This window comes from Ideonella alba (assembly GCF_018069845.1).
Classification (GTDB): Bacteria; Pseudomonadota; Gammaproteobacteria; order Burkholderiales; family Burkholderiaceae_C; genus Ideonella; species Ideonella alba.
Map to the genome: position 1 here is coordinate 57,532 of NZ_JAGQDD010000025.1, position 24,821 is coordinate 82,352.

Genomic DNA, 24,821 nt, shown 5'->3' on the forward strand with positions numbered 1-24,821 from the left:
CCTGCTCATGCCCCTGCCCCCCTTCGCTGCCTCGCGCGCCCTGAGCCTGGGCGTGGAGCTCGAACTGCAGCTGGTGAGCCTGAGCGACCACGACCTGGTCAGTGCCAGCCCCGACATGCTGATGCTGCTGCACGACGACCCGCCGCCCGGCCAGGTCGTCCCCGAGATCACGCAAAGCATGATCGAGGTGTCCACCGGCATCCACCACGAGCACGGCAGCCTGCTGCTGGAGCTGCAGCGCATCCGCGACCGGCTGGTGGCGGTGGGCGACCGCATCAACGTGGGCGTCTGTGGCGGTGGCACCCACCCCTTCCAGCAGTGGAGCGAGCGGCGCATCTTCGACAAGCCGCGCTTCCTGGAGGTGTCCGCGCTGTATGGCTACCTGGCCAAGCAGTTCACGGTCTTCGGCCAGCATGTGCACGTGGGCTGCGCCAGCGGCGACGATGCGCTGTACCTGCTGCACGCGCTGTCGCGCTACGTGCCGCATTTCATCGCGCTGTCGGCCTCCTCGCCCTACGTGCAGCGGCATGACACGCTGTTCCAGTCGTCGCGGCTGAATGCGGTGAATGCCTTTCCGCTCAGCGGACGCGCACCCTTCGAGCTGTCCTGGCAGGGCTTCGTGGACGGCTACTTCGCGTCGATGGAGCGCACCGGGATTGTGTCCAGCATGAAGGACTTCTACTGGGACATCCGCCCCAAGCCCGAGTACGGCACCATCGAGCTGCGGGTGTGCGACACGCCGCTGAGCGTGGACCACGCCGCCGCGCTGGCCGCCTACCTGCAGTGCCTGTGCCTGCACCTGCTGGAGCGGCGCGAACAGCTGCCTCGCGAGAGTGACTACCTGGTGTACGGCTACAACCGCTTCCAGGCCTGCCGTTTCGGTCTGGACGGCGTGCTGGTCGACCCGCGCGACGCGATGCAGCGGCCGCTGCGCAATGACATCGCCGACACGCTGGCGCGCCTGCGCACCGACGCCCATGACCTGGGCGCTATGGCGGCGCTGGACCATCTGGAGCGCGTGCTGGCCGGACCGGGCGACGCCCAGCGTCTGCGCGATCGCGCGCGCCAGGCGGGCTGCGCCGAGGCCATCGTCGATCTGGCGCTGCAGCAGTTCCGCGCCTGAGCGAGCGCCTGCGTGGCGCGCCTACACTGTGGCGTCTGAACCTGTCCGATCACCGTGGCCCGCAACGCTCCCACCCTCGACCGCTACAGCCTGCGCATCCTGGCCGAATTGCAGCGCGACTCGCGGCAGACGGTGCAGCAGCTGGCGGAGCGGGTGGGCCTGTCGTCCACGCCTTGCTGGAAGCGGGTCAAGGAGATGGAGGCGGCCGGCGTGATCCGCGGCTACACCGCGCTGGTCGACCGCGAGAAGGTGGGGCTGGACCTGGCGGTGGTGGTGGAGGTCAACCTGGGCGAGCATGCCGAGGCCGTGGTGCAGCGATTCGAGCAGGCGGTGGCCGCCTGCCCGCAGATCGTGCGCTGCCTGGCCACCACCGGCCAGAGCGACTACATCATGACCGTGCTGGTGGCCGACGTGGCCTCGTACGAGCGCTTCCTGCACGACACGCTGTTCAAGCTGCCGGGGGTGGCCCATGTGCGTTCCGCCATCGTGCTCAAGGAGGTCAAGGCCGTCGTGGCCCTGCCGGTGGGGGCTTGAGCCGCCGGGTGTGCCGCTGCGCTGCTCGGCTCACTCGATGACCAGCTGACGCAGCCAGCGTGCGCCGGGCGTCACCTCGTGGCGCTGCGCCGGCCCGAAGGGCGGCACCTCCAGCCGCGCGGGCGGCGCGCCGATGGCATTGAGATCCACCGCCTGCGGCTCGCCCACCAGCGTGTCACCCTGCTCGCGCAGTGCAAAGTACAGGCCGTTCCACAGCTTGGCGCCGAACTCGGCCGGGCTCTTGTGCAGGAACAGCAGGCTGTGCTCCAGCCAGGCCAGCTGGCCCGGCGCCACCGTGCCGGGCTGCGCGTAGGGGTAGGGCACCTGGCAGCTGATCTCGGGGCCGCCAGGCAGGCACTTGAACTCGCGCATCGACAGGAAGTGGTCGGTGAAGACCTCGTGGCGCCAGCGGATGCTGAACTGTCGGGTATCGCCCGCGGCGGGCGTGAAGGTGATGGTGCCGATCGGGGTGCGCTGGCCATCGCCAGTGACCGCCAGCAGGGTCTTGGTGCCGCTGTAATCGAACGCCTGGGCAGCGGGTGCGGCGGCGCTCAGCAGCGCGGCCAGCCAGAACGCAGCGCGGGCCATGTCAGCGCGCCGCCATGAAGTGGGCCACCAGCGCATTGGCGTGGCCGTGGCCCAGGCCGTGCTGGCCTTTCAGCAGGGCCACCAGTTCCATGTGCTTCAGCGGCCCGGCGGTACGCAGCACCCCGAACCAGTGCTCGACCGGCTGGCCGTAGGTCTTCTCGATCGACGGGAAGTACGAGGCGGGGCCTTTGACTTTGGCGGTGTCGGGCATGACGGAATCCTCCAGCGAGGGCCCAAGTATCGTGTCAACGCAGGCGATCGCGCCAGCGCAGGCCAGGCCGCTCGACCAGCAGGTACATCGCGGCGCCAGCCGCCAGCGCCGCTGCGCCATAGGCGGCAAAGGCCACCAGCCCGCGGCCCTGCAGCGCGTCGCCCCCGTACAGCTGCACCAGGTGATAGGCCGGCTTGTGCACCAGGTACAGGCTGTACGAGATGGCCGCCAAGGCCCCGGCGCCAGGCACCTGCCAGCGACCGATCAGGCTGTCGCGACCGGCACCGGCGAACACCAGCGCGGCCAGCGCCACCGACAGCAGTGGCCAGCCGACACTCACCCCGGCCAGGCTGACCCGCTCCTGCAGCACCCAGAAGGCCACCCCCAGGGTGGCCAGTCCTCCCAGCGCCGCGGCGTCGGCCCAGCGCCGTGCGCGCTGCCACCAGTGGGGCCGGCATTGCTGCACCGCGGCCAGCACCACGCCGCACAGCAGGCCGTCGAGCCGGCACCAGCTGGGGTAGTACAGGTCCTCGAGGAACCAGTTGCGCGTCATCTCCGGGTCGGTGGCCTGCCCGTGCTGGAACAGCGCCGCGCGCAACGCGATGCCGCCCAGCAGCAGCCCCAGCCCCAGCGCCAACGCGCTGCGCGCCGATCCCCAGCGCCACAGGCCCAGCGCGATCAGCGGGAAGAGGGCGTAGAAATGTTCCTCCACACACAGCGACCAGGCGTGCGAGAAGGCCTGTCTGGCGTTGTAGTCGATCGACAGATTGACGGTGAAGCTCAGGAACTTCCAGGCCGGCTCCATCCCGGGTGCCTCGCGGAAGTCCGGCCATGCCAGGTACAGCGCCAGCGTGGCCAGGTAAGCCGGCAGGATCCGCCAGGCGCGGCGGCGGTAGAAGCCCGTCAGCGACAGACGCCCATCGCGTCCCAGCGCTGCCAGCACCTGCCCGCCGATCAGGTAGCCGCTGAGCACGAAGAACAGGTCCACGCCCATCCAGCCGTGGCGCGACAGCCAGGACCAGTCGGGCCCCAGGCCGCCGACGATCCAGGAGTGGAACAGCATCACCCAGACGATGGCCGCGGCGCGCAGCAGGTCAAGTCCGGGCAGGGCGTGGGGCATGGGCGGCGATTGTGGCCTCGCCGTGGGCTGTCACCGAATCGTCAAATAGTTTCACGATAATGGAAGGATGGAAAACAAAGACGCCGTCCCGCTGCTGGCCGCGCTGGCCCAGCCCAACCGGCTGGCGGCCTTCCGCGCCCTGGTGGTGGCCGGACCCGTGGGGTTGACCCCCGGCGTGCTGGCCGAGCAACTGGGCATGCCGGCGGCCACGCTGTCCTTTCATCTGAAGGCGCTGACCCACGCCGGCCTGGTCGACGCCACCCGCGACGGCCGCCGCCTGATCTACCGCGCCGACTTCACCCGCATGAACGCGCTGCTCGCCTTCCTGACCGCCAGTTGCTGTGCGGGCCAGCCCTGCGAGCTGAGCACGGCGGCCACCCTGTCCTGCTCCTGCTGACGCCCTGCCATGCCCGACACCCCCTTCCAGGTGCTGTTCATCTGCACCGGCAACTCTGCCCGTTCCATCATGGCCGAGGCGCTGCTGGCCCACCTGGGCGGCGGCCGCTTCGTCGCCCATTCGGCGGGCAGCCATCCGACCGGCCAGGTCCACCCGCTGGCGCTGGCCACGCTGGCCGAGCTGGGCGTGCCGCTGCAGGGCCTGCGCTCCAAGTCCTGGGACGAGTTCGCCAGGCCCCAGGCCCCGGTGCTGGATTTCACCTTCACCGTCTGCGACCGCGCCGCCGGCGAGACCTGCCCGCTGTGGCCGGGCCAGCCGATGACGGCGCACTGGGGGGTCGAGGACCCCGCGGCGCCCGATGAGGATGCAGCGCGTCAGCGCCGCCGCTTCCTCGAGGTCGCGCTGGTGCTCAAACGGCGCATCGAACTGCTGCTGGCCCTGCCCATCGCTTCCCTGGCCCCCCTGTCCCTGCAACACGAGATCCGAGCCATCGGACAACACTGAGATGACCACCCACGTCCTGATCCTGTGCACCCACAACTCGGCCCGCAGCGTGCTGTCCGAGGGCATGCTCAACCACCTGGCCGCCCAGCGCGGGCTGGATGTGCGGGCCCACAGCGCCGGCAGCGCGCCCAGCGGCCGCATCAACCCCTATGCGCTGCAGGCGCTGCAGGCCGCCGGCGTGGACACCGCCGGCTACCGCAGCAAGAGCTGGGACGAGTTCACCGGCCCCGAGGCGCCGCCGCTGTCCATCGTCATCACGGTGTGCGACAGCGCCGCCGCCGAGACCTGCCCGGTCTTCTTCGGCGGCCCCGGCCAGCAGCCGCTGAAGGTGCACTGGGGCTACCCCGATCCGTCCAATGCCGCCGAGGCCGACAAGCCGCGCGCCTTCGAGCTGACGCGCCAGGCCATCGGCTACAAGATGCTGCAGCTGCTGGACCTTCCGCTGGCGACGCTGCCGCGGCCTGAGTTGCAGGCGGCCCTCGAGCGCATTGCGCGCAGCTGAGCCGGAGGCCGCAATGAGTGTCTTCGAGCGCTACCTGAGCGTCTGGGTCGCCCTGTGCATCGTGGTGGGCATCGCGCTGGGACAGGTGATGCCCGGCCCGGTGCAGGCCATCGGGGCGATGGAAGTCGCGAAGGTCAACCTGCCGGTGGGCGCGCTGATCTGGGTGATGATCATCCCGATGCTGCTGCGCATCGACTTCGGCGCGCTGCACCAGGTGCGCGCGCACTGGAAGGGCATTGGCGTCACGCTGTTCGTCAACTGGGCGGTCAAGCCCTTTTCGATGGCGCTGCTGGGCGGCCTGTTCGTGCGCCAGGTCTTCGCGCCCTGGCTGCCGGCGGATCAGCTCGACAGCTACATCGCCGGCCTGATCCTGCTGGCCGCCGCGCCCTGCACCGCGATGGTCTTCGTCTGGAGCCGGCTGACGAACGGCCATCCGCTGTTCACGCTGAGCCAGGTGGCGCTCAACGACCTGATCATGGTGTTCGCCTTCGCGCCGCTGGTGGGCCTGCTGCTGGGCCTGGCCAGCATCACCGTGCCCTGGGACACGCTGCTGGTGTCGGTGGTGCTCTACATCGTGGTGCCGGTGCTGATCGCGCAGGCGCTGCGCCGGGCGCTGCTGGCGCGCGGGCAGGCCGCGTTTGACGCCGCGCTGGCGCGCATCGGCCCGTGGTCGATCGGCGCGCTGCTGGCCACGCTGGTGCTGCTGTTCGCGTTCCAGGGCCGGGCCATCCTGGCGCAGCCGCTGGTGATCGCGATGCTGGCGGTGCCCATCCTGATCCAGGTGCTGTTCAACGCCGGCCTGGCCTATGGCCTGAACCGCTGGCTGGGCGAGGCCCACTGCGTGGCCGCGCCGTCCTGCCTGATCGGTGCCAGCAATTTCTTCGAGCTGGCGGTGGCCGCGGCGATCAGCCTGTTCGGCTTCGAGTCCGGCGCCGCGCTGGCCACCGTGGTGGGCGTGCTGATCGAGGTGCCGGTGATGCTGCTGGTGGTGCGCTGGGTCAACCGCAGCAAGGGCTGGTACGAGGCCGCCGGCGCCGCGCGCTGAACCTGCGCGGGATCAAGGCCGACGGCGCGGGCAGGCGCAAGATGAAGGTCCACCACCAGGAGACACGATGAGCACACTGGACGTTTTCGAGCCCGCGATGTGCTGCCCCAGCGGGGTCTGCGGCGTTGAGGTGGACCCGGTGCTGGCCCAGTTCGGCGCCGACCTGCAGGCGCTGGCCGAAGCCGGCGTGACGGTGCAGCGCCACAGCCTCAGCCATGCGCCGCAGGCCTTCGCGGCCCACCCCGAGGTGCTGCGCGAGCTGCAGGCCGGTGTGGAGCGGCTGCCGATCGTCGTGGTCGATGGCCGCATCGCCTCCACCGGCGTCTACCCCGGCAAGCTGCAGATGATGCGCCTGCTGGGCCTGCCCATCGCCAGCGCCGACAAGCCGCACATCAAGCTGGGCGCCTGCGGCTGCGCCCCCGGCCAGTGCTGAGCGTGGCGCCGCGGCTGCCGCAGGCCGACACCCGCTGCCTGTTCTTCACCGGCAAGGGCGGCGTCGGCAAGACCTCGCTGGCCTGTGCCACCGCCTGGCGGCTGGCCGAGACCGGCCGGCGCGTGCTGCTGGTCAGCACCGACCCGGCCTCCAACCTCGACGAGGTGCTGGAAACCCCGCTGAGCGGCGACCCCACGCCGGTGACGGCGGTGCCGGGCCTGAGCGCGCTCAACATCGACCCCGAGGCCGCGGCGGCCGCGTATCGCGAGCGCATGGTCGGCCCCTACCGCGGCGTTCTGCCCGAGGCCGCGCTGCGCAGCATGGAGGAGCAGTTCTCCGGCAGCTGCACGGTGGAGATGGCGGCCTTCGATGCCTTTGCCGCGCTGCTGGCCGGCCAGGGCGCGGCGGCGGGCTTCGACCATGTGGTGTTTGACACCGCGCCCACCGGCCACACGCTGCGCCTGCTGAGCCTGCCCTCGGCCTGGAGCGGTTTTCTGCAGGACAACCGCAGCGGCACGTCCTGCCTGGGGCCCTTGTCGGGCCTGGCGGCGCAGCGCGCGCTGTACGCCCAGGCACTGGCGGCGCTGACCGACCCCACGCTGACCACCGTGGTGCTGGTGGCCCGCCCCGACACCGCCGCGCTGCGCGAGGCCGAGCGCACCCGCCACGAACTGGCCGACCTGGGTGTGCGCTCGCTGGCGTTGGCGCTCAATGGCCTGCTGCAGGCGCCTGGCCCCGACGCGGTGGCGCAGGCCATGGCCGCGCGCCAGCAGGCCGCACTGGCGGCGATGCCCGCCGGACTGGCCGCGCTGCCGCGCAGCGAGACCGGCTTCATCTCGCGCGGCCTGGTGGGCCTGGCGGCGCTGCGGGCCTTTCTGCATCCGGTGGCACAGGTCGAATCCGTGGCGGCCGCGGAATCCGTCGAACTGCCCGGTGGCCTGGCGCCATTGCTGGCCGAGATCGAGGCCGGCGGCCATGGCCTGGTGATGACCATGGGCAAGGGCGGCGTGGGCAAGACCACGGTGGCGGCGGCGCTGGCGGTGGCACTGGCGCGGCGCGGCCACCCGGTGCTGCTGTCCACCACCGACCCCGCCGCGCACCTGGAAGGCGCGCTGGGCGCTGCGGTGCCGGGCCTGCAGGTGCAGCGCATCGACCCGGCGGCCGAGGTGGCGCGCTACCGCGCGGCGGTGATGGCGCGCGCCGGCACCGGCCTGGACGCAGCGGCGCGCGCGCTGCTCGACGAGGACCTGCGCTCGCCCTGCACCGAGGAGATTGCCGTCTTCCACGCCTTCGCCGCCACTGTGGCGCAGGCCCAGGGCCGTTTCGTCGTGCTCGACACCGCGCCCACCGGCCACACCATTTTGCTGATGGACGCCGCCGAGGCCTACCACCGAGAGGTGCTGCGCAACCAGGGCGAGCTGCCCGAGGCCGTGCGCCAGCTGCTGCCGCGGCTGCGCGACCCGGCCTACACCCGGGTGCTGATCGTCACCCTGCCCGAGGCCACGCCGGTGCACGAGGCCGAGCACCTGCAGCAGGAACTGCGGCGGGCCGGCATCGAACCCTTCGCCTGGGTCATCAACCAGAGCCTGCTGGCCAGTGGCACCGCCGACGCGGTGCTGGCCGACCGCGCGGCGCGCGAGGCGCCGTTCATCGCCCAGGTGCTGCACCGCGCGGCGCACCGCGCGGCGCTGCTGCCCTGGCAGTGCGAGGCCCCGGTGGGCGCCGACGCGCTGGCGGCCCTGGCGGCGCGCTGAGCCCTCGGCGACGCGCCGCCCGCCTCAGCAGCAGGACGACTTCGGGCCGGCGGCGGCCACCGGGATGCCGATCGGCTTGCCGCGCGCCACCGGCGCGGCCTCGGCCTTCGGTGCGCAGCAGGCCGACTCGGCCGTGGCCGCCCGGGCCTCGCTGAAGACCGGGATGTCGCCCAGCGTGTGGTAATGCTCCCAGGCGATGCCCTGCGGGTCGGTCACCCAGTGCTTGTCGCTGCGCGCGTAGCAGCAGGTGGTGGCGCCTTCGTCCAGCAGCGGCGCGTCGGCGGCCTCGGCGCGGGCGCGCAGCTCGGCCAGCTCCTCGGCGCTGTCGGCCTGGAAGCCCAGGTGGTCGATGCCGGGCGCGTGGCCGCGGGTGGAGATGGCGAAGTTGATGCGCGGGTCGTCGAGCATCCACTTGGCGTAGTCGCCCTCGACGCGCGCCGGCTGGGCGGCGAACAGGCGCGAGTAGAAGGCGATGCTGGCGTTCAGGTCCTGCACGTGCAGGTGGACATGGAAGCGCTTCATGGGGTCTCCGGGGTGGTGAGCAGGGTTGCTGGGGGGACGGCGGCACAGCAGGCATCGGCGGCGCCGGCGCAGCAGTGGGCGGTGAGGAAGGACAGCAGCGCGTCCATGCGTTCGTAGGCGGCGCGGTAGACCAGGCTGCGGCCGTCGCGGGTGGCCTGCACCAGGCCGGCCTGCGACAGCTCCTTCAGGTGGAAGGACAGGGTGTTGGGCGGGATGCCCAGGGCCTCGGCCAGCACGCCGGGGTTGAGCCCGTCAGGGCCGGCCACCACCAGTGCGCGGAAGGCCCGCAGCCGGTGTTGCTGGGCCAGCGCGGCCAGGGCGCGCAGCACGTCTTGTTCATCCATAATTCCAGAATACTGGAAATACAGAGTTGGTGCAAGCGGGGATGTCAGGCCTATTCCCTCGATCAGGCGCGATCAATAAAGGGTAAACCCTAGTCTGTCGGCGACAATCGCCAGCTTCCCGAACGATCGTTCACCTCCATCGATGTCTTCCCGCATCCTCAACCGCGCGCTGCGCGACCGCCTGATGAGCGCCGACGAGGCCGCCGCCCTGATCCACGACGGCGACCACGTCGGCATGAGCGGCTTCACCGGCGCCGGCCATCCGAAGACGGTGCCGCTGGCCCTGGCCCGGCGCATGGACGCGGCGCACGCCGCCGGCCAGCCCTTCAAGATCGGCATGTGGACCGGGGCCTCCACCGCGCCGGAGCTGGACGGCGCGCTGGCCCGCGCCAACGGCGTGGACCTGCGCCTGCCCTACCAGAGCGACCCGGCCTGCCGCGACCGCATCAACCACGGCGACATGGACTACATCGACCTGCACCTGTCGCATGTCGCGCAGTACGCCTGGTTCGGCTTCTTCGGGAAGCTCGACACCGCGGTGGTCGAGGTCTCGGGCGTGCTGGAGGACGGCCGTCTGGTGCCCTCGTCCAGCGTGGGCAACAACAAGACCTGGCTGGACCAGGCCGACAAGATCATCCTGGAGGTCAATGCCTGGCAGAACCCGGCGCTCGACGGCCTGCACGACATCTACTACGGCACCGCGCTGCCGCCGCACCGCCAGCCGATTCCGCTGACCCGCCCCGAGCAGCGCATCGGCGAGCCTTACTTCCGCATCGACCCGGCCAAGGTGGTGGCGGTGGTCGAGACCGACCACCCCGATCGCCAGACCGCCTTCAGCGCGCCCGACGAGACCTCGCTGGCCATCGCCGCCCACCTGATCGAGTTCCTGCAGCACGAGGTCAAGGCCGGCCGGCTGCCGCCCGAACTGCTGCCGATCCAGAGCGGCGTGGGCAACATCGCCAACGCGGTGCTGGCGGGGCTGAACAACGGCCCGTTCCAGGGCCTGTCCGCCTTCACCGAGGTGCTGCAGGACGGCATGCTGGAGATGCTGGAGAGCGGCACGCTCAAGAGTGCCTCGGCCACCGCCTTCTCGCTCAGCAGCGAGGCGCTGGCGCGGCTGAACGCCGACCTGGCCAGCTACCGCGGCCGCCTGCTGCTGCGCCCGCAGGAGATCAGCAACCACCCCGAGCTGATCCGCCGCCTGGGCCTGATCGCGATGAACGGCATGATCGAGGCCGACCTCTACGGCAACGTCAATTCCACCCACGTGATGGGCAGCTCGATCATGAACGGCATCGGCGGCTCGGGCGACTTCGCCCGCAACGCCTACCTGAGCGTGTTCATGACGCCCAGCACCGCCAAGGGCGGGCGCATCAGCTGCATCGTGCCGATGGTCAGCCATGTCGACCACACCGAGCACGACGTGCAGGTGATCGTCACCGAGCAGGGCCTGGCCGATCTGCGCGGCCTGAGCCCCAAGAAGCGCGCGGCGCTGATCATCGAGCGCTGCGCCCACCCGGACTACCGCCCGGCCCTGAGCGACTACTACCAGCGCGCCTGCCGCGGCGCGCCAGGCCTGCACACGCCCCACCTGCTGGGTGAGGCCTTGTCATGGCACCAGCGCTACCTGGCCGACGGCCGGATGTGACTCAGCGGCGGTACTGCACCAGCAGCGAATCGACCACCAGGCCGCCTGGCGTGCCCAGGTCCTGCACCACGAACTGCAGGATGTTCTCGCCTTCCACCAGACCCTTGGTGACGGTGAAGTCATTCAACTGCAGGTAGTTGGTGTCCGCCGGCGTGGACAGCGCGGTGCCGGTGCCGGCGGCCTTTCGGCCATTGAGGTAGATGGTGCCGATGTCGTCCACCGCCCAGCGGCCGGTGATCGTGGCCTTGGTGGCGCCCACCGGCAGCGTGAACCGGATCTCGAAGGTGTAGGGCCGCAGGCCGGCCAGGCCATCCTGCTTGGCCCAGACCCATTCGGCGGTCTCGGACTGCGCATAGCCGTAGTCCACCGAGGTGCTCATCACCACCGCGGGCTTGGGCTGCTTAATGCGCGGGCCCTTGACGATGGTCCAGTGCGGATCGTCCTGGCCACCGGGCAGCTTCACCCCCGAGGCATCGACGCCGGTGGACGGCAGGCTCAGCGTGGCCGCGCTCGCGGCCAGCGAGAGCAGCAGGGTGGCGGCCAGCGTGGCCAGTGACTTGATTCCCAGTTTCATGGAGTCTCCGATTCGCGCCGGGCGCATTGAGGAACATCAGATTGCAAATGCAACTGGATATTACCAATGCAGCAGCGGCTGGACAGGGTCTCAACCCTCGGGTGGCCGCGCCGGCGGGGTCCACCAGCGCGCCGGCGGCACCACCACCGGCTGCTCGGGCTGGGCCAGGAAGTGCGGCGACATGATCTGCACGCCATGGCGGTTGAAGGCGTCCTGGATGGCGGCGTGCAGCGCCGACAGGATGGCCACCCGCTCGAGCGGCTGGTCGATGTGGGCGAAGAGCTCGTAGACCACGTAGAAGTCGTTCAGCGCGCGCTGGTGCACGAAGGCGGCCGGCTCCGCACGCACCCCGGGCGTGGCGTGGGCGGCCTCGGTGAGCAGCGCGTGCACCTGGCGCCAGGGCGCGTCGTAGCCCACCGACACCGTGGTGCTCAGCAGCGTGCCCTGGGTGCCCGCCAGCTTGGAATAGTTGCGGATCGGCTGGCTGGTCAGCAGGCTGTGCGGCAGCGTCACCTCTTCGTTGCGCATCGTCACCAGCTTCACCGCCAGCGCCCCCACCTCGCTGACCACGCCCTCGGTGCTGCCCACCGCGACGAAGTCGCCCTTGCGCAGGCTGCGTGAATAGACCACCACCAGGCCGCTCATCAGCTGCGTCACCACGCCGCTGGAACCCAGCGTGACCATCACGCCCAGCAGCACGCTCAGGCCCTTGAAAGCCTCGGTGCCCGAACCAGGCAGGTAAGGGTAGGCAGCGGCCAGCGCCAGGCCCCAGACCAGCACCGCCGTCAGGCGGCGTGTCGCACCGACGGTCTCGGCGTGCAGCAGCGGCAGCCGCAGGCGGCCCTCCTGCACCTGGCGGAACAGCAGGCCCAGGCCCTCATGCACCGCGCGGGCCAGCACCATCACCAGCGCCACCGTCAGCAGGCCGGGAATCGCGCCCAGCATGCCGGCCACCGCCCAGCCCCCCAATTGCTGCACGAAGGCGGCGACCTGCTGGCTCCAGGGCTGCGTCCAGGGGAAGGCGGCCAGCGCGGCCATCGTGCCCACCCACAGGCCGCCGGCGGCCACCAGCCAGCAGGCGGCGGCGCCCAGGCGCCAGCCGATCAGGCGAAGGTAGGCGCTGCGGCCGCCGTCGCGGCGCAAGCGCGCGGCGTCGCCGCGGTCGTGGCAGAAGCCGTACAGCCGCGCCAGGCCCCAGCCGCCCAGACCCCACATCAGCAGCACGCCCGCCACCACGGCGCCACCGCGCCACCACAGGGCCGGGTCGGCCTGGGCGCGGCGGGCCTGCACGGCGTCGATCAGGCGGTGGCGCGCGCGCTCGGCGGCGGTGGACAGGCCCAGGTGTTCCTCAGGGTCGAGGTCACTGGCCTGCAGCGTGAACACCGGCTGCTCGCCCACGCTCAGCAGGTAGGCTGGCGTTTCGGCCTGTGGCACGGGCCGGGCCAGCACCTCGCCGGCCAGGGCGGCGGCGTCCAGCGCCTGGAAGCGTCGCTGGGCCCGGCTGACCCGCTCGGCCGGCTCCAGGCCGCCTTGCGGTGCCCGCAACTCGGCCACCGGGCGGTTGAACAGCCGCAGTTCCTGCGGCTCGGCGGCCGCGGCCGGACCCACACCGCCCGCCAGCCAGGTCAGCAGCACCAGGCAGGTCCGCAGCGTCAGGCAGCGGCCGATCACAGCCACATCTCCACCTCGCCCAGGCCGTCGAAATGCGCCAGCACGTGCTGGCCACGGGACACCGGCACGCCACCGCACCAGGCGCCGGTGGTGACCACGGTGCCGGCGGGCACGGTGGCGCCATCACGTGTCAGGTGCTGCAGCCAGCCCGGCAGCAGCCAGGTCGGCGTGCCCAGCGGGTGGCTGCCCTGGAAGCGGACGGGTGCGGCATCGCCACAGCGCAGCCAACCGGCCTGCGCCGACCAGTCGATCGCGCGCCAGGGCTGCCAGGGGCCCAGCACCAGCGCGCCATGCACCTGGAAGTCGGCCAGCTTCAGCAGCGGTGGCGTGTGGGCCAGGTCGCGCCAGCGGCTGTCGACCACCTCGATCGCCACCGCCAGAGCATCGACCAGCGCGGGCGCCTCGTCGGGATGCAGGCGCTGTGCCGTGGCGGCATCCACCGGCTGGCCCAGGCGCAGCGCGATCTCCGCCTCGACCAGCGGCGGCTGCAGCAGCCAGGTCTGGGCGCGCAGATCGGCGCCCGGCGCGTGCACGCCCGAGGGCAGCAGCGGCGCGTGCACCAGCGGCACATCGCACGCCGCGCTGCCGCTCTTCCAGTACCCCGGCAGGGCGTCGGGGGCCCACTCACCCAGCGCCACGCCCTGGGCCTGCTGCAGCGCCTGCGCGGTGTCGGCGTCGGGCACGGCCAGCGACCAGTGCGGCGCGGGGTCCAGCGCGCGATGCTGTCGCCGGGCGGCCAGCAGGGCGTCGCGCAGGGCAGCCTGGGTGGGGTGCATGGGCTGCGATGCTACCCGGCCCCGCCCTCACACGAGCGGGCGACAATCCGACGGCCCATGCGATTGCAACCACCTCCCCGCCTGCTGGCCCGTCTGCACCGCGAAGCGTCCGACTGGCGCCGATGGTGGACCCGCGGCGTGGTGCTGCTGGCTGCCGTGGCCTCGGGCCTGGCGGTGGTGGCCTTCACCTGGCTGACCGAAGAGGCCTTGGCGGCCTTTGCCCACGTGTCGCGCTGGGCCTGGTGGCTGCCCCTGCTGTGGACGCCCGTGCTGACGGCGGCCATCGTCTGGGTCACCCGCCGCTGGTTTGCCGGGGCCGCCGGTTCGGGCATTCCGCAGGTGATGGCCGCACTGCGACCGGAGGTTGACGAGGCACGCCGCGGACTGTTCGTCGACCTGCGCCTGGCGCTGGCCAAGATCGTGCTCACCGCGGCGGGCCTGCTGGGCGGGCTGTCGGTGGGGCGCGAGGGCCCCTCGGTCCAGGTCGGTGCCGGGGTGATGGCCGCATTCGCCCGCTGGCTGCCCGAGCGCAGCGGGGTCACGCCGCGCGCGCTGCTGGTGGCGGGCGGGGCCGGCGGCATCGCGGCCGCGTTCAATGCGCCGCTGGCTGGCGTGATGTTCGCGATCGAGGAACTGGCGCGCTCGCCCGAACACCGCAGCAGCGGCCTGCTGGTGTCGGCCATCGTGCTGTCGGGCCTGATGGCGGTGTCGGTGTTCGGCAACCTGACCTATTTCGGCGTCATCCATCCCGGCGCCTTTGGCTGGGCGATGCTGTGGCCGGCCCTGGCGGTGGCGGTGGCCGCGGGCCTGGCCGGCGGCCTGTTCGCGCGCCTGTTGCTGGCCTCGCTGGCCGGCCAGAGCCAGGGGCCGCTGAACCGTTGGCGGGCGCGTCAGCCGGTGCTCTTCGCCGGGGCCTGCGGCCTGGGCGTGGCGGTCATCGGCCTGGCCAGCGACGGCCTCAGCTGGGGCAGTGGCTATGCGTCGACCAAGGCCTTGCTGGAAGGCGCGGTGGCCGTGCCGCTGGTCTACGTGCTCCTGAAATTCGTGGCCACCTGGTGGACCGCCTGGTCCGGCGTGCCGGCGGGCATCTTTGCCCCCTCACTGGCGATTGGTGCGGCGCTAGGCAGCAATGTCGCGGTGCTCAGCGGCCACGCGGGTGAGCCCGGCCTGATCGCACTGGGCATGGCCGGCTTCCTGGCCGCGGCCACCCAGGCGCCGCTGACCGCCTTCATCATCGTCATGGAGATGGTGGATGGCCACCAGATGGTGCTCAGCCTGATGGCCTGCGCGCTGGTGGCCAGCGGCGTCTCTCGCCTGGTCACCCGGCCTTTGTACGCCGGCCTCGCCGAGGCGCAGCGGGCGCGCCTGCCGGGCTGACCAGCTCGGCCAGCGGAATGGCGCCCGCATTGCGGGCCGGCTCCAGCCGCGCCAGCAGCAGGCCCAGGTCGTGGTCCAGGCGCGCCAGGGTCTGTGCCTCCAGACCGGACAGGGCCTCGGGCAGCACGCCGCTGAAGGGGCCGGGCGCTCGCGCCAGCACAGCCCCGCCCGCCGGCAGCAGGCGCAAGCGCACCGCGCGGCCGTCCTCGGGGTCGCGGTCAGTCGCCATCAGTTGCTGGGCGATCAATCCCTTGACCAGATTGCTGGCCGTCGTCTGGTGGATGTCCATGGCCCGCGCCAGCCCGCTGATCCCGATGCCGGGCTGGGCCTGCACCACGCTCAGCGCCCACAGCTGGGCACCACCGATCCCGGCCTGGCGCTCCACCTGCTGGAAATGGCGCTTCACGGCGTTGAACACTGCGCGAAACCGCCGCAGCACGCGCGCCGCGGCCTGCGAATCGACGGGAACAGGAGCAGGACGGCCGGCCATCCGGTGATGATAGGTCCCGCTCAGGACGTGGGGCCCGACCGGTGTCGCCTGCGGCGCTCACGGCCAGCGGGCCCCAGGACCCGGTGGGTCGACCGGCCGCCGAATGGATGTGGCACCCAGGTCAGACCCGGCACCGTGCGGCTGCTAGCCAGCGGGCGGCTCCCGGCGCCTGGCTTCGCGTTCGACGAAGCGGTCGAACGCGGCCAGCAGCGGCGCGCCGTCGAAGGACGCGCCATCGAGCTGCGCCAGCGCCTGCACCGTGGCCTCCAGCGTCGAGACCTGGTCGGGCCGGCGCGCCGCGCGGATCGCCCGGTAGCGCGTGGGCGGCGGCGCCGCCAGCGCCAGCCGGGGCAGTGCCGCCAGCGCGGGGTGTTCCAGCAGCAGGCGCAGGCTCTTGCGCCAGGTGGCGTCGATGACCACCAAGCGGGTGTGCTCGTCGGCGCTGCGCGCCGGCCCCGCGGGCGCCGGCGCGGCGGACACGTCCGGGTAGAGCACCCGGGTGACGCGGCCGGGCCGGTGAAGCAGCGCGGCGAGCTGCGCGTCGGTGAAGCGCTCGCCCACCACCACCTCGCACTGCGCCAGCGACAGCCGCAGCAGCGCCACGCTGTTCTTGGCCTGGCGCTGCTCCTGCGGATGCTGCAGCACCAGCACCTCGCTGCGGTGCGCGGTGGGGCAGGCCAGCGCGCACAGGCAGGTGCTGCCGGGGCGGTGGCAGCGCGGGCAGACCGTGCGGCGGGCAAGGGCGGGCGGGCTCACGCGGAGATAATCGCACGCCCGGGCCGCCCGTCGCGTCCTCCGGCCGCCGGCCGGCGGCGTTGTGCACCGATGTCCCCGAAAGACCCTCTTCCCGCATGCGCCTGACCCCCCTGATCGCCCTGCTGATGCTGGCCACGCTGGCTGGCTGCGCCACGCGCGAGACCAAGAAGGTCTCGGTCTACCAGCGCGAGGGCTTCGAGACCACCGAGACCTATTCGCGCCTCTTCGACGCCCCGGTGGCCGTCACCTGCGAGGCCGCGCGACGCGCGCTGCTCAGCCAGGGCTACCTGATCGGCAGCCAGCGTGCCGACAGCGTGGCTGGCAGCAAGAGCTTCCAGCCCGACGGCGAGGTGCACATGCAGATCACCTTCAACATCGCCTGCCTGCCCGAGGGCCGCAGCGGCCGCATCGCCACCGCCTTCGTCAGCGCGATCCAGGACCGCTATGCGCTGAAGAAGAGCTCCAACTCCGCCAGCCTGGGCGTGGGCGCGCTGGGCAGCCTGTCGATCCCGGTGGCCTCCACCGACGACTCGCTGGTCAAGGTGGCCAGCGAGACCATCCCCGCGGGCCCCTTCTACGACCGCTTCTTCGCGCTGATGCAGCGCTACCTCGAGGACGCCTCGGAGGACGCCGCCGCGGCGCCGCTGATCGAGCCGCCGCCGATGGCCGCGCCCGCCCGGCCGGCGTCGGCCCCGACGGCGGCCCCAACGGCAACTCCTGCGGCGGCCGCCTCCACCCCCGCGTCCGCCGCCTCTTGAAATCCGGCCACGCTGCCGCCACCTGCAGCAGCATCATGGCCGACACCTCTTCTTCCCAGGTTCTGCGGCTGCCGATCGAATGGCAGCCGCTGGTGGTCACCGCCGCGCTGCTGCAGCGCTTCGAGGCGGGCGGGCAGCCGATGGCGCCCCAGCAGTACCGTGCGCTGGCCCAGCAGGCGCGCACCCTGCTGGACGCGGCCGCCCCCGGCCCGGCGCTGGACACCTTGCTGCACGCCTTCCCGGTGCTGAGTGACCTCTACGAGAACAGCCACTACGAGCACGCAGGCCTGTGCCGGCACCCGCTGGACGCCGCGCTGGCGGCCGAGCAGGCGGCGCGCCAGGCGCTGCAGCGCGCGGCCTCCTGATCAGCGGAAGCGCTCCGGGTCGATCCCGTGGCGGTGCAGCTTGTCGTAGAGCGTCTTCTTGGGCGTGCCCAGCTGCTGCATCACGTCCTGCATCCGGCCCTGGCAGCGGCGCAGCGCCTGCTCGATCAGCGCCTTCTCGACGCGCTCCATCTGCTGCGCCAGCGGCACCACCGGCGTGCGCTCGTCGGCGCCAGGCAGGGGTGAGGCCTCGCCCTCCAGCACGAAGCGGTCGGCCGCATTGCGCACCTCGCGCACATTGCCGGGCCAGTCGTGCGCCATCAGCTCGCGCAGGCGCTCGGCGCTGGGCTCGGGCGGCGGCATGCCGTAGCGCTCGGCCGCGGCGCGCACGAAGTGGGTGAACAGCAGCGGGATGTCCTCGCGCCGCTCGCGCAGCGGCGGCAGGCGCAGCACCGCCACGTTCAGCCGGTAGTACAGGTCGGCGCGAAAGCGTCCCTGTTCGGACAGCGTCAGCAGGTCGTACTTGGTGGCGGCCACCACCCGCAGGTTGACCGGCAGCTCCTCGTTCGAGCCCAGCCGCGCCAGCCGGCGCTCCTGCAGGATGCGCAGCAGCTTGATCTGCATCGGCATCGGCATCGACTCGATCTCGTCGAGCAGCAGCGTGCCGCCGTTGGCGTGCTCGATGCGGCCGATGCGGCGCTTGGCGGCCGAGGTGAAGGCGCCGGCCTCGTGGCCGAAGAGCTCGCTGTCGAGCAGGGTGTCGGGCAGGCCGCCGCAGTTGATGGCCACGAAGTGGCGGTCGCGGCGCGGGCTGTGGTCGTGCAGGCAGCGCGCCACCACCTCCTTGCCGGTGCCGGTCTCGCCGTGGATCATCACGTCGGCCGAGGTGGCGGCCAGGCGCAGGATCATGCGCTTGACCTCCTGCATCGCCGCCGACTGGCCCAGCAGCACGGATTCAATGCCGCTGCGCTCGGCCAGCTGCTCGCGCAGCTCATCGAGCGCCACGCGCATCATGCGGCGCTCCAGCGCGCGGGTGGCGGTTTCCACGAAGCGCTCGGGCGAGAAGGGCTTCTCGATGAAGTCGTAGGCGCCCGCGCGCATCGCCCGCACCGCCATCGACACATCGCCATGCGCGGTCACCACCACCACCGGCATCTCGGGGTCGATGGTCTTGATGCGCTCGAGCAGCGTCAGGCCGTCCATGCCGGGCAGGCGCACGTCGGTGATGACGATGGCCGGCAGGCCGGCGGACAGCTGTGGCAGCAGCTGCTCGGCGGTGCCGAAGGCCTGCACCTCCAGGCCCGAGAGCTCCAGCGTCTGCACCAGGCTGGCACGCACCGGCGGGTCGTCCTCGACGAAGAGGACCTTGAAGCCTTCAAACATGACTGTCTTCCGTTCCCGGCAGGTCGAACTCGAACACCATGCCGCCTGCCGCACCGCGGTGCGCACGCAGCGACCCGCCCATCTCGCCGACGATTTTCGACGAGATCACCAGACCCAGGCCCAGGCCCTCGCCAGCTGGCTTGGTGGTGTGGAAGGGCTCGAAGAGGCGAGCCATGGCCGCCTCGTCCACGCCGGGGCCGTTGTCGATCACCTGCACCAGCACGCGCTCACCCAGGGGGCCCAGCGGCCGGCCCAGCACCGTCATGCGCGCCTGCGGCCGGCCGGCCAGCGCGTCCAGCGCGTTGCCGCACAGGTTCAGCAGCACCTGCTCCAGCCGGGTGGCGTCGGCGCGCAGCTGCAGGTCCTCGGGCACGTCCAGGTCCACCGTCACCGGCTCGTGGTGCAGGCGGTGCTCCAGCATCAGCAGCACGTTGCGCGCGGCGCGCTCCAGCGGCACCGGCTGGGCATGCAGGCTGTCCTTGCGGGCGAAGGACTTGAGCTGGTTGACGATGCGGCCCATGCGCTCGGCCATCTCGTCGATGCTGCGCAGGTTGTCGGCCACCGCCTGCTGGCGCCCGCCCTCGAGCAGCCGCAGCGCATTGCGTGACAGCGCGCGCAGCGCGGTCAGCGGCTGGTTGATCTCGTGCGAGATGCCGGCCGACATCTGGCCCAGCACCGCCATCTTGCCGGCCTGCATCAGCTCGTCCTCGGCCAGCTCGCGCTGGGCGATCTGGCGCTTGAGCTCGTCGTTGGCGCTCAGCAGTTCGGCGGTGCGCTCGTCCACCTGCTGCTCGAGCTGGTCGTGGGCCGACTGCAGCGCATTGCGCGCCTGCAGCAGCTGGCGCATCGCGCGGCGGCGCTGCAGCAGGTAGAGCACCAGCCCGCCCAGCAGCGCGCCCACCGCGGCGCCGGCCCAGGCGGCCTGGCGCGCCTGGCGCCAGACGTCCGACGGGTCGGACAGCGCCAGCAGGCGGGCGGCCAGCGGCACGATCGGGCGTTCCTGCGCCACGAAGGGCGTCTCGCGCTGCGGGACGGCCGGGTCGGGCGCGCGCACCAGCGTGGCCCCGGCGTCCAGCAGGCGTTGCACCGGCAGGCGCAGCGAGGCCAGCGCGGCCCCGGGGTAGCGCGCCGGGTCGGCCACCTCGGCGTCGTCCATCCGGCGGTACTTCCAGGCCGGCACCGACGACAGCACCGCCACCTGGCGCTCGTCGACCACCAGCAGCCGCTCGCTCTGCGAGCGCAGGCCCAGGTCGATCCAGGTGGCTTCCAGCGGCGCCAGGTTCAGCACCACCAGCACCCGGCCCAGGGCCTCGCCGCCGGGCGCCACCGGCAGCAGGTAGACGAAGTCGGTGGAGCCATCCAGCGGGTTGGCCACGAAGTAGTCGCTGGCCTCGTCCTGCAGTGCCCGCAGCGCGGTGGCCGGCAGCGGCGCGCTGGCGCCGTGGCTGCTGGCCAGCGGGCGGCCGGCAGCGTCGGCCACCACCACCAGGCTGGCGCCCGAGCGCACGCCGATGCGCGCCAGCGTGCTGGCGGCGCGCCGCCGCAGGTCCTCGTCCTGCGGCGCGGCCAGCAGCGCGCGCACGTCGGCGTCGCCCGCCACCAGCCCGGGCACGAAGGCGCAGCGGCGCAGCTCGGCGTCCAGCGTGGCCGCGTACAACTCCAGCCGCTCGTTGCTGACCGCCACCAGCTGCGCCAGGCCGGCGCGCTCGTTCAGGTTGAAGGCCAGCAGGCTGCCCAGGCCCATCGGCGCGGCCAGCAGCAGGGCCCACACCAGGGGGCGCAGCCAGCGGGTGGCGGAAGGCGGGGGCAGGTCACTGAGGCCGGGCATCGCCCGCTAGTGTGCCTTGCCGCCGCCATGCCGCTGAGTGCGGACCTTCGCACTGGAGCCTGGGGGACGAGTGCGGATTTCCGCCCTCGACCCGCACCCCGGGGGGGCGTGGCCGCACCGGCACAGGGCTGGCGGGGTCGTGTCCGGTCCGATTCACCTCCAAACCCTCGGGGCTTTCCCTGAACCATCGCGGTGCGCGGCGCGACTGGCACGGGCCGTGCAATGAATCACGCCATCGCAAACCGGCGCCGTGGCGCTTCAAGGGGTCCGATGGACATCTTCGTTCAACAAATCATCAACGGTCTGGTGCTGGGCAGCATGTATGCGCTGGTCGCGCTGGGCTACACGATGGTGTACGGGATCATCTCGCTGATCAACTTCGCCCATGGCGAGATCCTGATGGTCGGGGCCATGGTGTCCTGGACCGTGGTCACGCTGCTGGCCGACTCGGGACTGCCGGGCTGGGCGCTGCTGCTCATTTCGCTGCCCTGTGCGGTGGTGGTGGCCTCGGCACTGAACTTCATCATCGAGAAGGTCGCCTACCGGCCGCTGCGCAGTGCGCCGCGGCTGGCACCGCTGATCACCGCGATGGGCATGAGTCTGCTGCTGCAGACGCTGGCGATGATCGTCTGGAAGCCCAATCCCAAGCCCTTCCCGCCGCTGCTGCCCACCGAGGTCTTCTTCCTGTGGGCGGATGGTCCGGTGATCACGATCACCCAGATCCTGATCCTGGTGACCACGGTGGTGGTGCTGGCCGCGCTGCTGTGGCTGGTCAACAAGACCAAGCTGGGCCGCGCGATGCGTGCCACTGCCGAGAACCCCAAGGTGGCGAGCCTGATGGGCGTGAAGCCCGACTTCGTGATCTCGGCCACCTTCGTGATCGGCGCCACGCTGGCCGCGCTGGCCGGCATCATGTGGGCGCTGAACTACGGCACGGTGCAGCACTCGATGGGCTTCCTGCCCGGCCTGAAGGCCTTCACCGCGGCGGTGTTCGGCGGCATCGGCAACCTGACCGGCGCGATGGTCGGCGGCGTGATGCTGGGCCTGATCGAAGCCATCGGCGCCGGCTACCTGGGCGACCTGACCGGTGGCGTGTTCGGCAGCCAGTACGTCGAGATCTTCGCCTTCCTGGTGCTGATCCTGGTGCTGACGCTGCGGCCGTCCGGCCTGATGGGCGAACGCGTGGCTGACCGCGCCTGACCGAGGGAGACAACATGTTTGAAGACATGAGCAAACAGACCAAGCTGGTGCTGTTCCTGGTGGCCGGCGCCCTGCTGGTGGTGCTGCCGGTGTTCGTGGCCCCTCTCGGCCAGGGCTGGGTGCGCATCATGGCGCTGGCCCTGCTGTACGTGCTGCTGGCCCTGGGCCTGAACATCGTGGTGGGCTATGCCGGCCTGCTCGACCTGGGCTACGTGGCCTTCTACGCGGTGGGTGCCTACCTGTACGCGCTGATGGCCAGCCCGCACCTGGGCGAGAACTTCGAGTGGTTCCGCAACACCTTCCCCAACGGCCTGCACACGCCGATCTGGCTGGTGATCCCGCTGGCGGCGCTGCTGGCCGGCCTGGCCGGCGTGATCCTGGGTGCGCCCACGCTGAAGCTGCGCGGTGACTACCTGGCGATCGTGACCCTGGGCTTCGGCGAAATCATCCGGGTGTTCATGAACAACCTGGAGTACCCGATCAACATCACCAACGGCCCGCGCGGCCTGAGCCAGATCGACCCGATCCAGATCGGGCCGGTCGACTTCGGCAAGCCGCTGGAACTGTTCGGCCACACGCTGCCTTCGGTCACGCTGTACTACTGGCTGTTCCTGGCGCTGGTGGTGGGCTCGGTGCTGGTGTGCCTGCGCCTGGCGGATTCGCGCATCGGCCGCGCCTGGATGGCCATCCGCGAGGACGAGATCGCCGCCAAGGCCATGGGCCTGAACACCCGCAACCTGAAGCTGCTGGCCTTCGGCATGGGCGCCACCTTCGGCGGCGTGTCGGGGGCGATGTTCGCGTCGTTCCAGGGCTTCGTCTCGCCCGAGTCGTTCACGCTGATGGAGTCGGTGATGATCGTCGCGATGATCGTGCTGGGCGGCCTGGGCCACATTCCCGGCGTGATCCTGGGTGCGCTGCTGCTGGCCGCGCTGCCCGAGGTGCTGCGCTACGTGGCCGGCCCGCTACAGCAGATGACCGACGGCCGCCTGGACGCCGCCATCCTGCGCCAGCTGCTGGTGGCGCTGGCGATGATCACCATCATGCTGGCGCGTCCGCGCGGTCTGTGGCCCAGCCCCGAGCACGGCAAGGCCGCGCCGCAGGTCACCAAGTAAGGAGCACCCACCCATGACGACGGTACTCAAGGTCCAGGGGGCCTCCAAGCGATTCGGCGGCCTGCAGGCGCTGTCCGACGTGAACATGCAGATCAACGCCGGCCAGGTGTACGGCCTGATCGGCCCGAACGGCGCCGGCAAGACCACCTTCTTCAATGTCATCACCGGCCTGTACACGCCCGATGGCGGCACCTTCGAGCTGGGCGGCGCGCCCTACAGCCCCACTGCGGTCCACGAGGTGGCCAAGCAGGGCATCGCGCGCACCTTCCAGAACATCCGGCTGTTCGCCGAGATGACCGCGATCGAGAACGTGATGGTCGGCCGCCATGTGCGCACCGGCTCGGGCCTGCTCGGTGCGGTGTTCCGCACCCCCGGCTTCAAGGCCGAGGAAGCCGCCATTCGCGACCGTGCCCAGCAGCTGCTGGACTACGTGGGCATCGGCCGCTATGCCGAGTACAAGGCGCGCACCCTCAGCTACGGCGACCAGCGCCGCCTGGAGATCGCCCGCGCCCTGGCCACCGACCCCAAGCTGATCGCGCTGGACGAGCCCGCCGCCGGCATGAACGCCACCGAGAAGGTGGTGCTGCGCGAGCTGATCGACCGCATCCGCAAGGACGGCCGCACCATCCTGCTGATCGAGCATGACGTGAAGCTGGTGATGGGCCTGTGCGACCGCGTGACCGTGCTGGACTACGGCAAGCAGATCGCCGAAGGCACGCCGGCCGAGGTGCAGAAGAACGAGAAGGTGATCGAGGCCTACCTCGGCGCCGGTCAGCATTGAGCAGGAGCAACACGAACATGGCAGCACAAACCCTGCTCAAGGTCCGCGGTCTCAAGGTCGCCTATGGCGGCATCCAGGCCGTCAAGGGCATCGACTTCGAAGTGCACGAGGGCGAGCTGGTCAGCCTGATCGGCGCCAACGGCGCCGGCAAGACCACCACGCTCAAGGCCGTGACCGGCCTGCAGCCGCTGGCTGCTGGCGACATCGAATACCTGGGCAAGCCGATCAAGGGCCAGGGCGCCTGGGACCTGGCGCGCCAGGGCCTGGTGATGATCCCCGAGGGCCGCGGCACCTTCACCCGCATGACCATCGTCGAGAACCTGCAGATGGGCGCGTACAACCGCGACGACGACGAGATCGATGCCGACATCGAGAAGGTCTTCGGCATCTTCCCGCGCCTGAAGGAGCGCGCCGAGCAGCTGGCCGGCACGATGAGTGGCGGTGAACAGCAGATGCTGGCCATGGGCCGCGCGCTGATGGCCCGCCCCAAGGTGCTGCTGCTCGACGAGCCCAGCATGGGCCTGTCGCCGATCATGGTGGACAAGATCTTCGAGGTGGTCGAGACCATCCACAAGCAGGGTGTGACCATGCTGCTGGTGGAGCAGAACGCCAGCCGCGCGCTGAGCCTGGCCGACCGCGGCTATGTGATGGATTCGGGCCTGGTCACGATGAGTGGCGAGGCCAAGGCCCTGCTGCACGACCCGCGCGTGCGCGAGGCCTATCTGGGCGAGTAAGCATTTGGCTTGAGCGGGTTTCCCGCTGCCAGTCCTGGGGTGAGCCGCCCGCGCACCCCGGTCCGGCGGTCCGCTGCGGTGTGGGGCGTGCCCTGCACCGCAGCGAGCCAGCCGGCGCAGGGCAGGTGGCTTCCTATGCAGGAGTAGACAGCTGATGAAGTCGCAATGGAAGCTGAGCGCTGGTGCGCTGCTGATGGTTTCGGTGGGCGTGGCCTTCGCCCAGGACATGGTCGTCAAGATCGGCCACGTCGGCCCGACCAGCGGCGCCATCGCCCACCTGGGCAAGGACAACGAGAACGGCGCGCGCATGGCGATCGACGAGCTCAATGCCAA

At 71.3% G+C, this 24,821-nt stretch carries 28 protein-coding genes and 1 pseudogene; 17 read left to right on the forward strand and 12 right to left on the reverse strand.

What is annotated here, in order from left to right; translation table 11 throughout:
- Positions 1–7: 7 nt before the first annotated feature.
- On the forward strand, positions 8–1,123 hold the full coding sequence (locus tag KAK03_RS22465) for a YbdK family carboxylate-amine ligase (protein WP_210856914.1): 1,116 nt from the start codon (positions 8–10) through the stop codon (positions 1,121–1,123).
- Positions 1,124–1,177: 54 nt separating this feature from the next.
- Positions 1,178–1,657, forward strand: coding sequence for an Lrp/AsnC family transcriptional regulator (locus tag KAK03_RS22470; RefSeq protein WP_210856915.1), 480 nt, complete (start codon positions 1,178–1,180; stop codon positions 1,655–1,657).
- A 30-nt stretch (positions 1,658–1,687) separates the two neighbouring features.
- Here KAK03_RS22470 and KAK03_RS22475 read toward each other — a convergent pair whose 3' ends face one another.
- From KAK03_RS22475 to KAK03_RS22485, 3 genes are read right to left on the reverse strand one after another with little or no spacing between them, the layout of a single operon-like run.
- Entirely contained in the window at positions 1,688–2,245 is a 558-nt protein-coding gene (locus KAK03_RS22475; RefSeq protein WP_210856916.1) for a hypothetical protein, read from the reverse strand.
- Between the two features lies 1 nt (position 2,246).
- Positions 2,247–2,456 (reverse strand): DUF4287 domain-containing protein, encoded by a 210-nt coding sequence (locus tag KAK03_RS22480; RefSeq protein ID WP_210856917.1) that lies wholly within the window; start codon positions 2,454–2,456, stop codon positions 2,247–2,249.
- Between the two features lie 34 nt (positions 2,457–2,490).
- Positions 2,491–3,576: an acyltransferase family protein gene (locus KAK03_RS22485; protein ID WP_210856918.1), complete on the reverse strand. Its 1,086-nt coding sequence runs from the start codon at positions 3,574–3,576 to the stop codon at positions 2,491–2,493.
- Positions 3,577–3,643: 67 nt separating this feature from the next.
- Between KAK03_RS22485 and KAK03_RS22490 the strand changes: the two genes are divergently transcribed.
- The 6 genes from KAK03_RS22490 (at position 3,644) to arsA (ending at position 8,211) form a co-directional block, all read left to right on the forward strand.
- The gene (locus KAK03_RS22490) at positions 3,644–3,973 is read left to right on the forward strand and encodes an ArsR/SmtB family transcription factor (protein WP_210856919.1); all 330 of its coding nucleotides are present in this window, start codon (positions 3,644–3,646) and stop codon (positions 3,971–3,973) included.
- Between the two features lie 9 nt (positions 3,974–3,982).
- On the forward strand, positions 3,983–4,477 hold the full coding sequence (locus KAK03_RS22495; RefSeq protein ID WP_210856920.1) for an arsenate reductase ArsC: 495 nt from the start codon (positions 3,983–3,985) through the stop codon (positions 4,475–4,477).
- A 1-nt stretch (position 4,478) separates the two neighbouring features.
- On the forward strand, positions 4,479–4,979 hold the full coding sequence (locus KAK03_RS22500) for an arsenate reductase ArsC (RefSeq protein WP_210856921.1): 501 nt from the start codon (positions 4,479–4,481) through the stop codon (positions 4,977–4,979).
- 13 nt (positions 4,980–4,992) lie between these two features.
- Positions 4,993–6,024, forward strand: coding sequence for an ACR3 family arsenite efflux transporter (arsB, locus tag KAK03_RS22505; RefSeq protein WP_210856922.1), 1,032 nt, complete (start codon positions 4,993–4,995; stop codon positions 6,022–6,024).
- A gap of 67 nt (positions 6,025–6,091) precedes the next feature.
- Positions 6,092–6,457 carry an arsenite efflux transporter metallochaperone ArsD gene (gene arsD, locus KAK03_RS22510; protein WP_210856923.1) on the forward strand — a complete coding sequence of 122 codons (366 nt, stop codon included), beginning with the start codon at positions 6,092–6,094 and terminating at the stop codon, positions 6,455–6,457.
- 2 nt (positions 6,458–6,459) lie between these two features.
- Positions 6,460–8,211 carry an arsenical pump-driving ATPase gene (gene arsA / locus KAK03_RS22515; protein ID WP_310738706.1) on the forward strand — a complete coding sequence of 584 codons (1,752 nt, stop codon included), beginning with the start codon at positions 6,460–6,462 and terminating at the stop codon, positions 8,209–8,211.
- Between the two features lie 24 nt (positions 8,212–8,235).
- Here arsA and KAK03_RS22520 read toward each other — a convergent pair whose 3' ends face one another.
- Together KAK03_RS22520 and KAK03_RS22525 are read right to left on the reverse strand one after the other, a co-directional pair.
- Positions 8,236–8,733: an ArsI/CadI family heavy metal resistance metalloenzyme gene (locus tag KAK03_RS22520; RefSeq protein ID WP_210856924.1), complete on the reverse strand. Its 498-nt coding sequence runs from the start codon at positions 8,731–8,733 to the stop codon at positions 8,236–8,238.
- Positions 8,730–9,077 carry an ArsR/SmtB family transcription factor gene (locus tag KAK03_RS22525; protein WP_210856925.1) on the reverse strand — a complete coding sequence of 116 codons (348 nt, stop codon included), beginning with the start codon at positions 9,075–9,077 and terminating at the stop codon, positions 8,730–8,732. Before KAK03_RS22525 ends, KAK03_RS22520 begins: the two co-directional genes overlap by 4 nt.
- Positions 9,078–9,219: 142 nt before the next feature.
- Between KAK03_RS22525 and scpC the strand changes: the two genes are divergently transcribed.
- Positions 9,220–10,725, forward strand: coding sequence for a succinyl-CoA:acetate CoA-transferase ScpC (scpC, locus tag KAK03_RS22530; RefSeq protein WP_210856926.1), 1,506 nt, complete (start codon positions 9,220–9,222; stop codon positions 10,723–10,725).
- A 1-nt stretch (position 10,726) separates the two neighbouring features.
- Here scpC and KAK03_RS22535 read toward each other — a convergent pair whose 3' ends face one another.
- From KAK03_RS22535 to KAK03_RS22545, 3 genes are all read right to left on the reverse strand, one after another.
- Positions 10,727–11,299 carry a hypothetical protein gene (locus KAK03_RS22535; RefSeq protein WP_210856927.1) on the reverse strand — a complete coding sequence of 191 codons (573 nt, stop codon included), beginning with the start codon at positions 11,297–11,299 and terminating at the stop codon, positions 10,727–10,729.
- 90 nt (positions 11,300–11,389) lie between these two features.
- Entirely contained in the window at positions 11,390–12,970 is a 1,581-nt protein-coding gene (locus tag KAK03_RS25470; RefSeq protein ID WP_210856928.1) for a mechanosensitive ion channel family protein, read from the reverse strand.
- Entirely contained in the window at positions 12,967–13,746 is a 780-nt protein-coding gene (locus KAK03_RS22545) for a fumarylacetoacetate hydrolase family protein (protein WP_210856929.1), read from the reverse strand. Before KAK03_RS22545 ends, KAK03_RS25470 begins: the two co-directional genes overlap by 4 nt.
- A gap of 57 nt (positions 13,747–13,803) precedes the next feature.
- Between KAK03_RS22545 and KAK03_RS22550 the strand changes: the two genes are divergently transcribed.
- Entirely contained in the window at positions 13,804–15,123 is a 1,320-nt protein-coding gene (locus tag KAK03_RS22550; protein ID WP_210856930.1) for a chloride channel protein, read from the forward strand.
- Here the strand turns inward: KAK03_RS22550 and KAK03_RS22555 are convergent.
- Complete coding sequence (locus KAK03_RS22555) at positions 15,065–15,613, reverse strand: MarR family winged helix-turn-helix transcriptional regulator (RefSeq protein ID WP_210856931.1); 549 nt, start codon at positions 15,611–15,613, stop codon at positions 15,065–15,067. The two genes, KAK03_RS22550 and KAK03_RS22555, sit on opposite strands and share 59 nt — an antisense overlap.
- Before the next feature lie 144 nt (positions 15,614–15,757).
- The gene (locus tag KAK03_RS22560) at positions 15,758–16,369 is read right to left on the reverse strand and encodes a DTW domain-containing protein (RefSeq protein WP_210856932.1); all 612 of its coding nucleotides are present in this window, start codon (positions 16,367–16,369) and stop codon (positions 15,758–15,760) included.
- Positions 16,370–16,464: 95 nt separating this feature from the next.
- Here KAK03_RS22560 and KAK03_RS22565 point away from each other — a divergent pair, with 95 nt between their 5' ends.
- Positions 16,465–17,127, forward strand: coding sequence for a DUF2242 domain-containing protein (locus tag KAK03_RS22565; RefSeq protein ID WP_210856933.1), 663 nt, complete (start codon positions 16,465–16,467; stop codon positions 17,125–17,127).
- A 35-nt stretch (positions 17,128–17,162) separates the two neighbouring features.
- Positions 17,163–17,492, forward strand: coding sequence for a hypothetical protein (locus tag KAK03_RS22570; protein WP_247661350.1), 330 nt, complete (start codon positions 17,163–17,165; stop codon positions 17,490–17,492).
- Here KAK03_RS22570 and KAK03_RS22575 read toward each other — a convergent pair whose 3' ends face one another.
- A complete protein-coding gene (locus tag KAK03_RS22575) occupies positions 17,493–18,833 on the reverse strand; it encodes a sigma-54-dependent transcriptional regulator (RefSeq protein WP_210856934.1) in 1,341 nt (446 codons plus the stop codon).
- Positions 18,826–20,661, reverse strand: coding sequence for an ATP-binding protein (locus KAK03_RS22580; protein WP_210856935.1), 1,836 nt, complete (start codon positions 20,659–20,661; stop codon positions 18,826–18,828). The genes KAK03_RS22575 and KAK03_RS22580 overlap by 8 nt, the downstream gene beginning before the upstream one ends.
- Before the next feature lie 270 nt (positions 20,662–20,931).
- Here KAK03_RS22580 and KAK03_RS22585 point away from each other — a divergent pair, with 270 nt between their 5' ends.
- The 5 genes and pseudogenes from KAK03_RS22585 to KAK03_RS25170 form a co-directional block, all read left to right on the forward strand.
- Positions 20,932–21,861 carry a branched-chain amino acid ABC transporter permease gene (locus KAK03_RS22585; protein ID WP_210856936.1) on the forward strand — a complete coding sequence of 310 codons (930 nt, stop codon included), beginning with the start codon at positions 20,932–20,934 and terminating at the stop codon, positions 21,859–21,861.
- Positions 21,862–21,887: 26 nt separating this feature from the next.
- Entirely contained in the window at positions 21,888–22,973 is a 1,086-nt protein-coding gene (locus KAK03_RS22590; protein ID WP_210856937.1) for a branched-chain amino acid ABC transporter permease, read from the forward strand.
- A 13-nt stretch (positions 22,974–22,986) separates the two neighbouring features.
- Positions 22,987–23,754, forward strand: coding sequence for an ABC transporter ATP-binding protein (locus KAK03_RS22595; protein WP_210856938.1), 768 nt, complete (start codon positions 22,987–22,989; stop codon positions 23,752–23,754).
- 17 nt (positions 23,755–23,771) lie between these two features.
- Positions 23,772–24,488 carry an ABC transporter ATP-binding protein gene (locus KAK03_RS22600; protein WP_210856939.1) on the forward strand — a complete coding sequence of 239 codons (717 nt, stop codon included), beginning with the start codon at positions 23,772–23,774 and terminating at the stop codon, positions 24,486–24,488.
- 154 nt (positions 24,489–24,642) lie between these two features.
- Positions 24,643–24,821 (forward strand): annotated as a pseudogene (locus KAK03_RS25170) (branched-chain amino acid ABC transporter substrate-binding protein); the annotation flags it as partial.

Excerpts from the sequence above, each read along its gene's own strand:
- KAK03_RS22545 (WP_210856929.1), bottom strand. The coding sequence starts at position 13,746 with ATGCACCCCACCCAGGCTGCCCTGCGCGACGCCCTGCTGGCCGCCCGG.
- KAK03_RS22565 (WP_210856933.1), top strand. The coding sequence starts at position 16,465 with ATGCGCCTGACCCCCCTGATCGCCCTGCTGATGCTGGCCACGCTGGCT.
- KAK03_RS22535 (WP_210856927.1), bottom strand. The coding sequence starts at position 11,299 with ATGAAACTGGGAATCAAGTCACTGGCCACGCTGGCCGCCACCCTGCTG.
- KAK03_RS22500 (WP_210856921.1), top strand. The coding sequence starts at position 4,479 with ATGACCACCCACGTCCTGATCCTGTGCACCCACAACTCGGCCCGCAGC.
- KAK03_RS22590 (WP_210856937.1), top strand. The coding sequence starts at position 21,888 with ATGAGCAAACAGACCAAGCTGGTGCTGTTCCTGGTGGCCGGCGCCCTG.
- KAK03_RS22475 (WP_210856916.1), bottom strand. The coding sequence starts at position 2,245 with ATGGCCCGCGCTGCGTTCTGGCTGGCCGCGCTGCTGAGCGCCGCCGCA.
- KAK03_RS22555 (WP_210856931.1), bottom strand. The coding sequence starts at position 15,613 with ATGGCCGGCCGTCCTGCTCCTGTTCCCGTCGATTCGCAGGCCGCGGCG.
- KAK03_RS22595 (WP_210856938.1), top strand. The coding sequence starts at position 22,987 with ATGACGACGGTACTCAAGGTCCAGGGGGCCTCCAAGCGATTCGGCGGC.
- KAK03_RS22490 (WP_210856919.1), top strand. The coding sequence starts at position 3,644 with ATGGAAAACAAAGACGCCGTCCCGCTGCTGGCCGCGCTGGCCCAGCCC.
- KAK03_RS22600 (WP_210856939.1), top strand. The coding sequence starts at position 23,772 with ATGGCAGCACAAACCCTGCTCAAGGTCCGCGGTCTCAAGGTCGCCTAT.
- KAK03_RS22465 (WP_210856914.1), top strand. The coding sequence starts at position 8 with ATGCCCCTGCCCCCCTTCGCTGCCTCGCGCGCCCTGAGCCTGGGCGTG.
- KAK03_RS22480 (WP_210856917.1), bottom strand. The coding sequence starts at position 2,456 with ATGCCCGACACCGCCAAAGTCAAAGGCCCCGCCTCGTACTTCCCGTCG.
- KAK03_RS22575 (WP_210856934.1), bottom strand. The coding sequence starts at position 18,833 with ATGTTTGAAGGCTTCAAGGTCCTCTTCGTCGAGGACGACCCGCCGGTG.
- KAK03_RS22495 (WP_210856920.1), top strand. The coding sequence starts at position 3,983 with ATGCCCGACACCCCCTTCCAGGTGCTGTTCATCTGCACCGGCAACTCT.
- scpC (WP_210856926.1), top strand. The coding sequence starts at position 9,220 with ATGTCTTCCCGCATCCTCAACCGCGCGCTGCGCGACCGCCTGATGAGC.
- KAK03_RS22550 (WP_210856930.1), top strand. The coding sequence starts at position 13,804 with ATGCGATTGCAACCACCTCCCCGCCTGCTGGCCCGTCTGCACCGCGAA.
- KAK03_RS22580 (WP_210856935.1), bottom strand. The coding sequence starts at position 20,661 with ATGCCCGGCCTCAGTGACCTGCCCCCGCCTTCCGCCACCCGCTGGCTG.
- KAK03_RS22525 (WP_210856925.1), bottom strand. The coding sequence starts at position 9,077 with ATGGATGAACAAGACGTGCTGCGCGCCCTGGCCGCGCTGGCCCAGCAA.
- arsD (WP_210856923.1), top strand. The coding sequence starts at position 6,092 with ATGAGCACACTGGACGTTTTCGAGCCCGCGATGTGCTGCCCCAGCGGG.
- KAK03_RS22585 (WP_210856936.1), top strand. The coding sequence starts at position 20,932 with ATGGACATCTTCGTTCAACAAATCATCAACGGTCTGGTGCTGGGCAGC.
- KAK03_RS22570 (WP_247661350.1), top strand. The coding sequence starts at position 17,163 with ATGGCCGACACCTCTTCTTCCCAGGTTCTGCGGCTGCCGATCGAATGG.
- KAK03_RS22485 (WP_210856918.1), bottom strand. The coding sequence starts at position 3,576 with ATGCCCCACGCCCTGCCCGGACTTGACCTGCTGCGCGCCGCGGCCATC.
- KAK03_RS22520 (WP_210856924.1), bottom strand. The coding sequence starts at position 8,733 with ATGAAGCGCTTCCATGTCCACCTGCACGTGCAGGACCTGAACGCCAGC.
- arsB (WP_210856922.1), top strand. The coding sequence starts at position 4,993 with ATGAGTGTCTTCGAGCGCTACCTGAGCGTCTGGGTCGCCCTGTGCATC.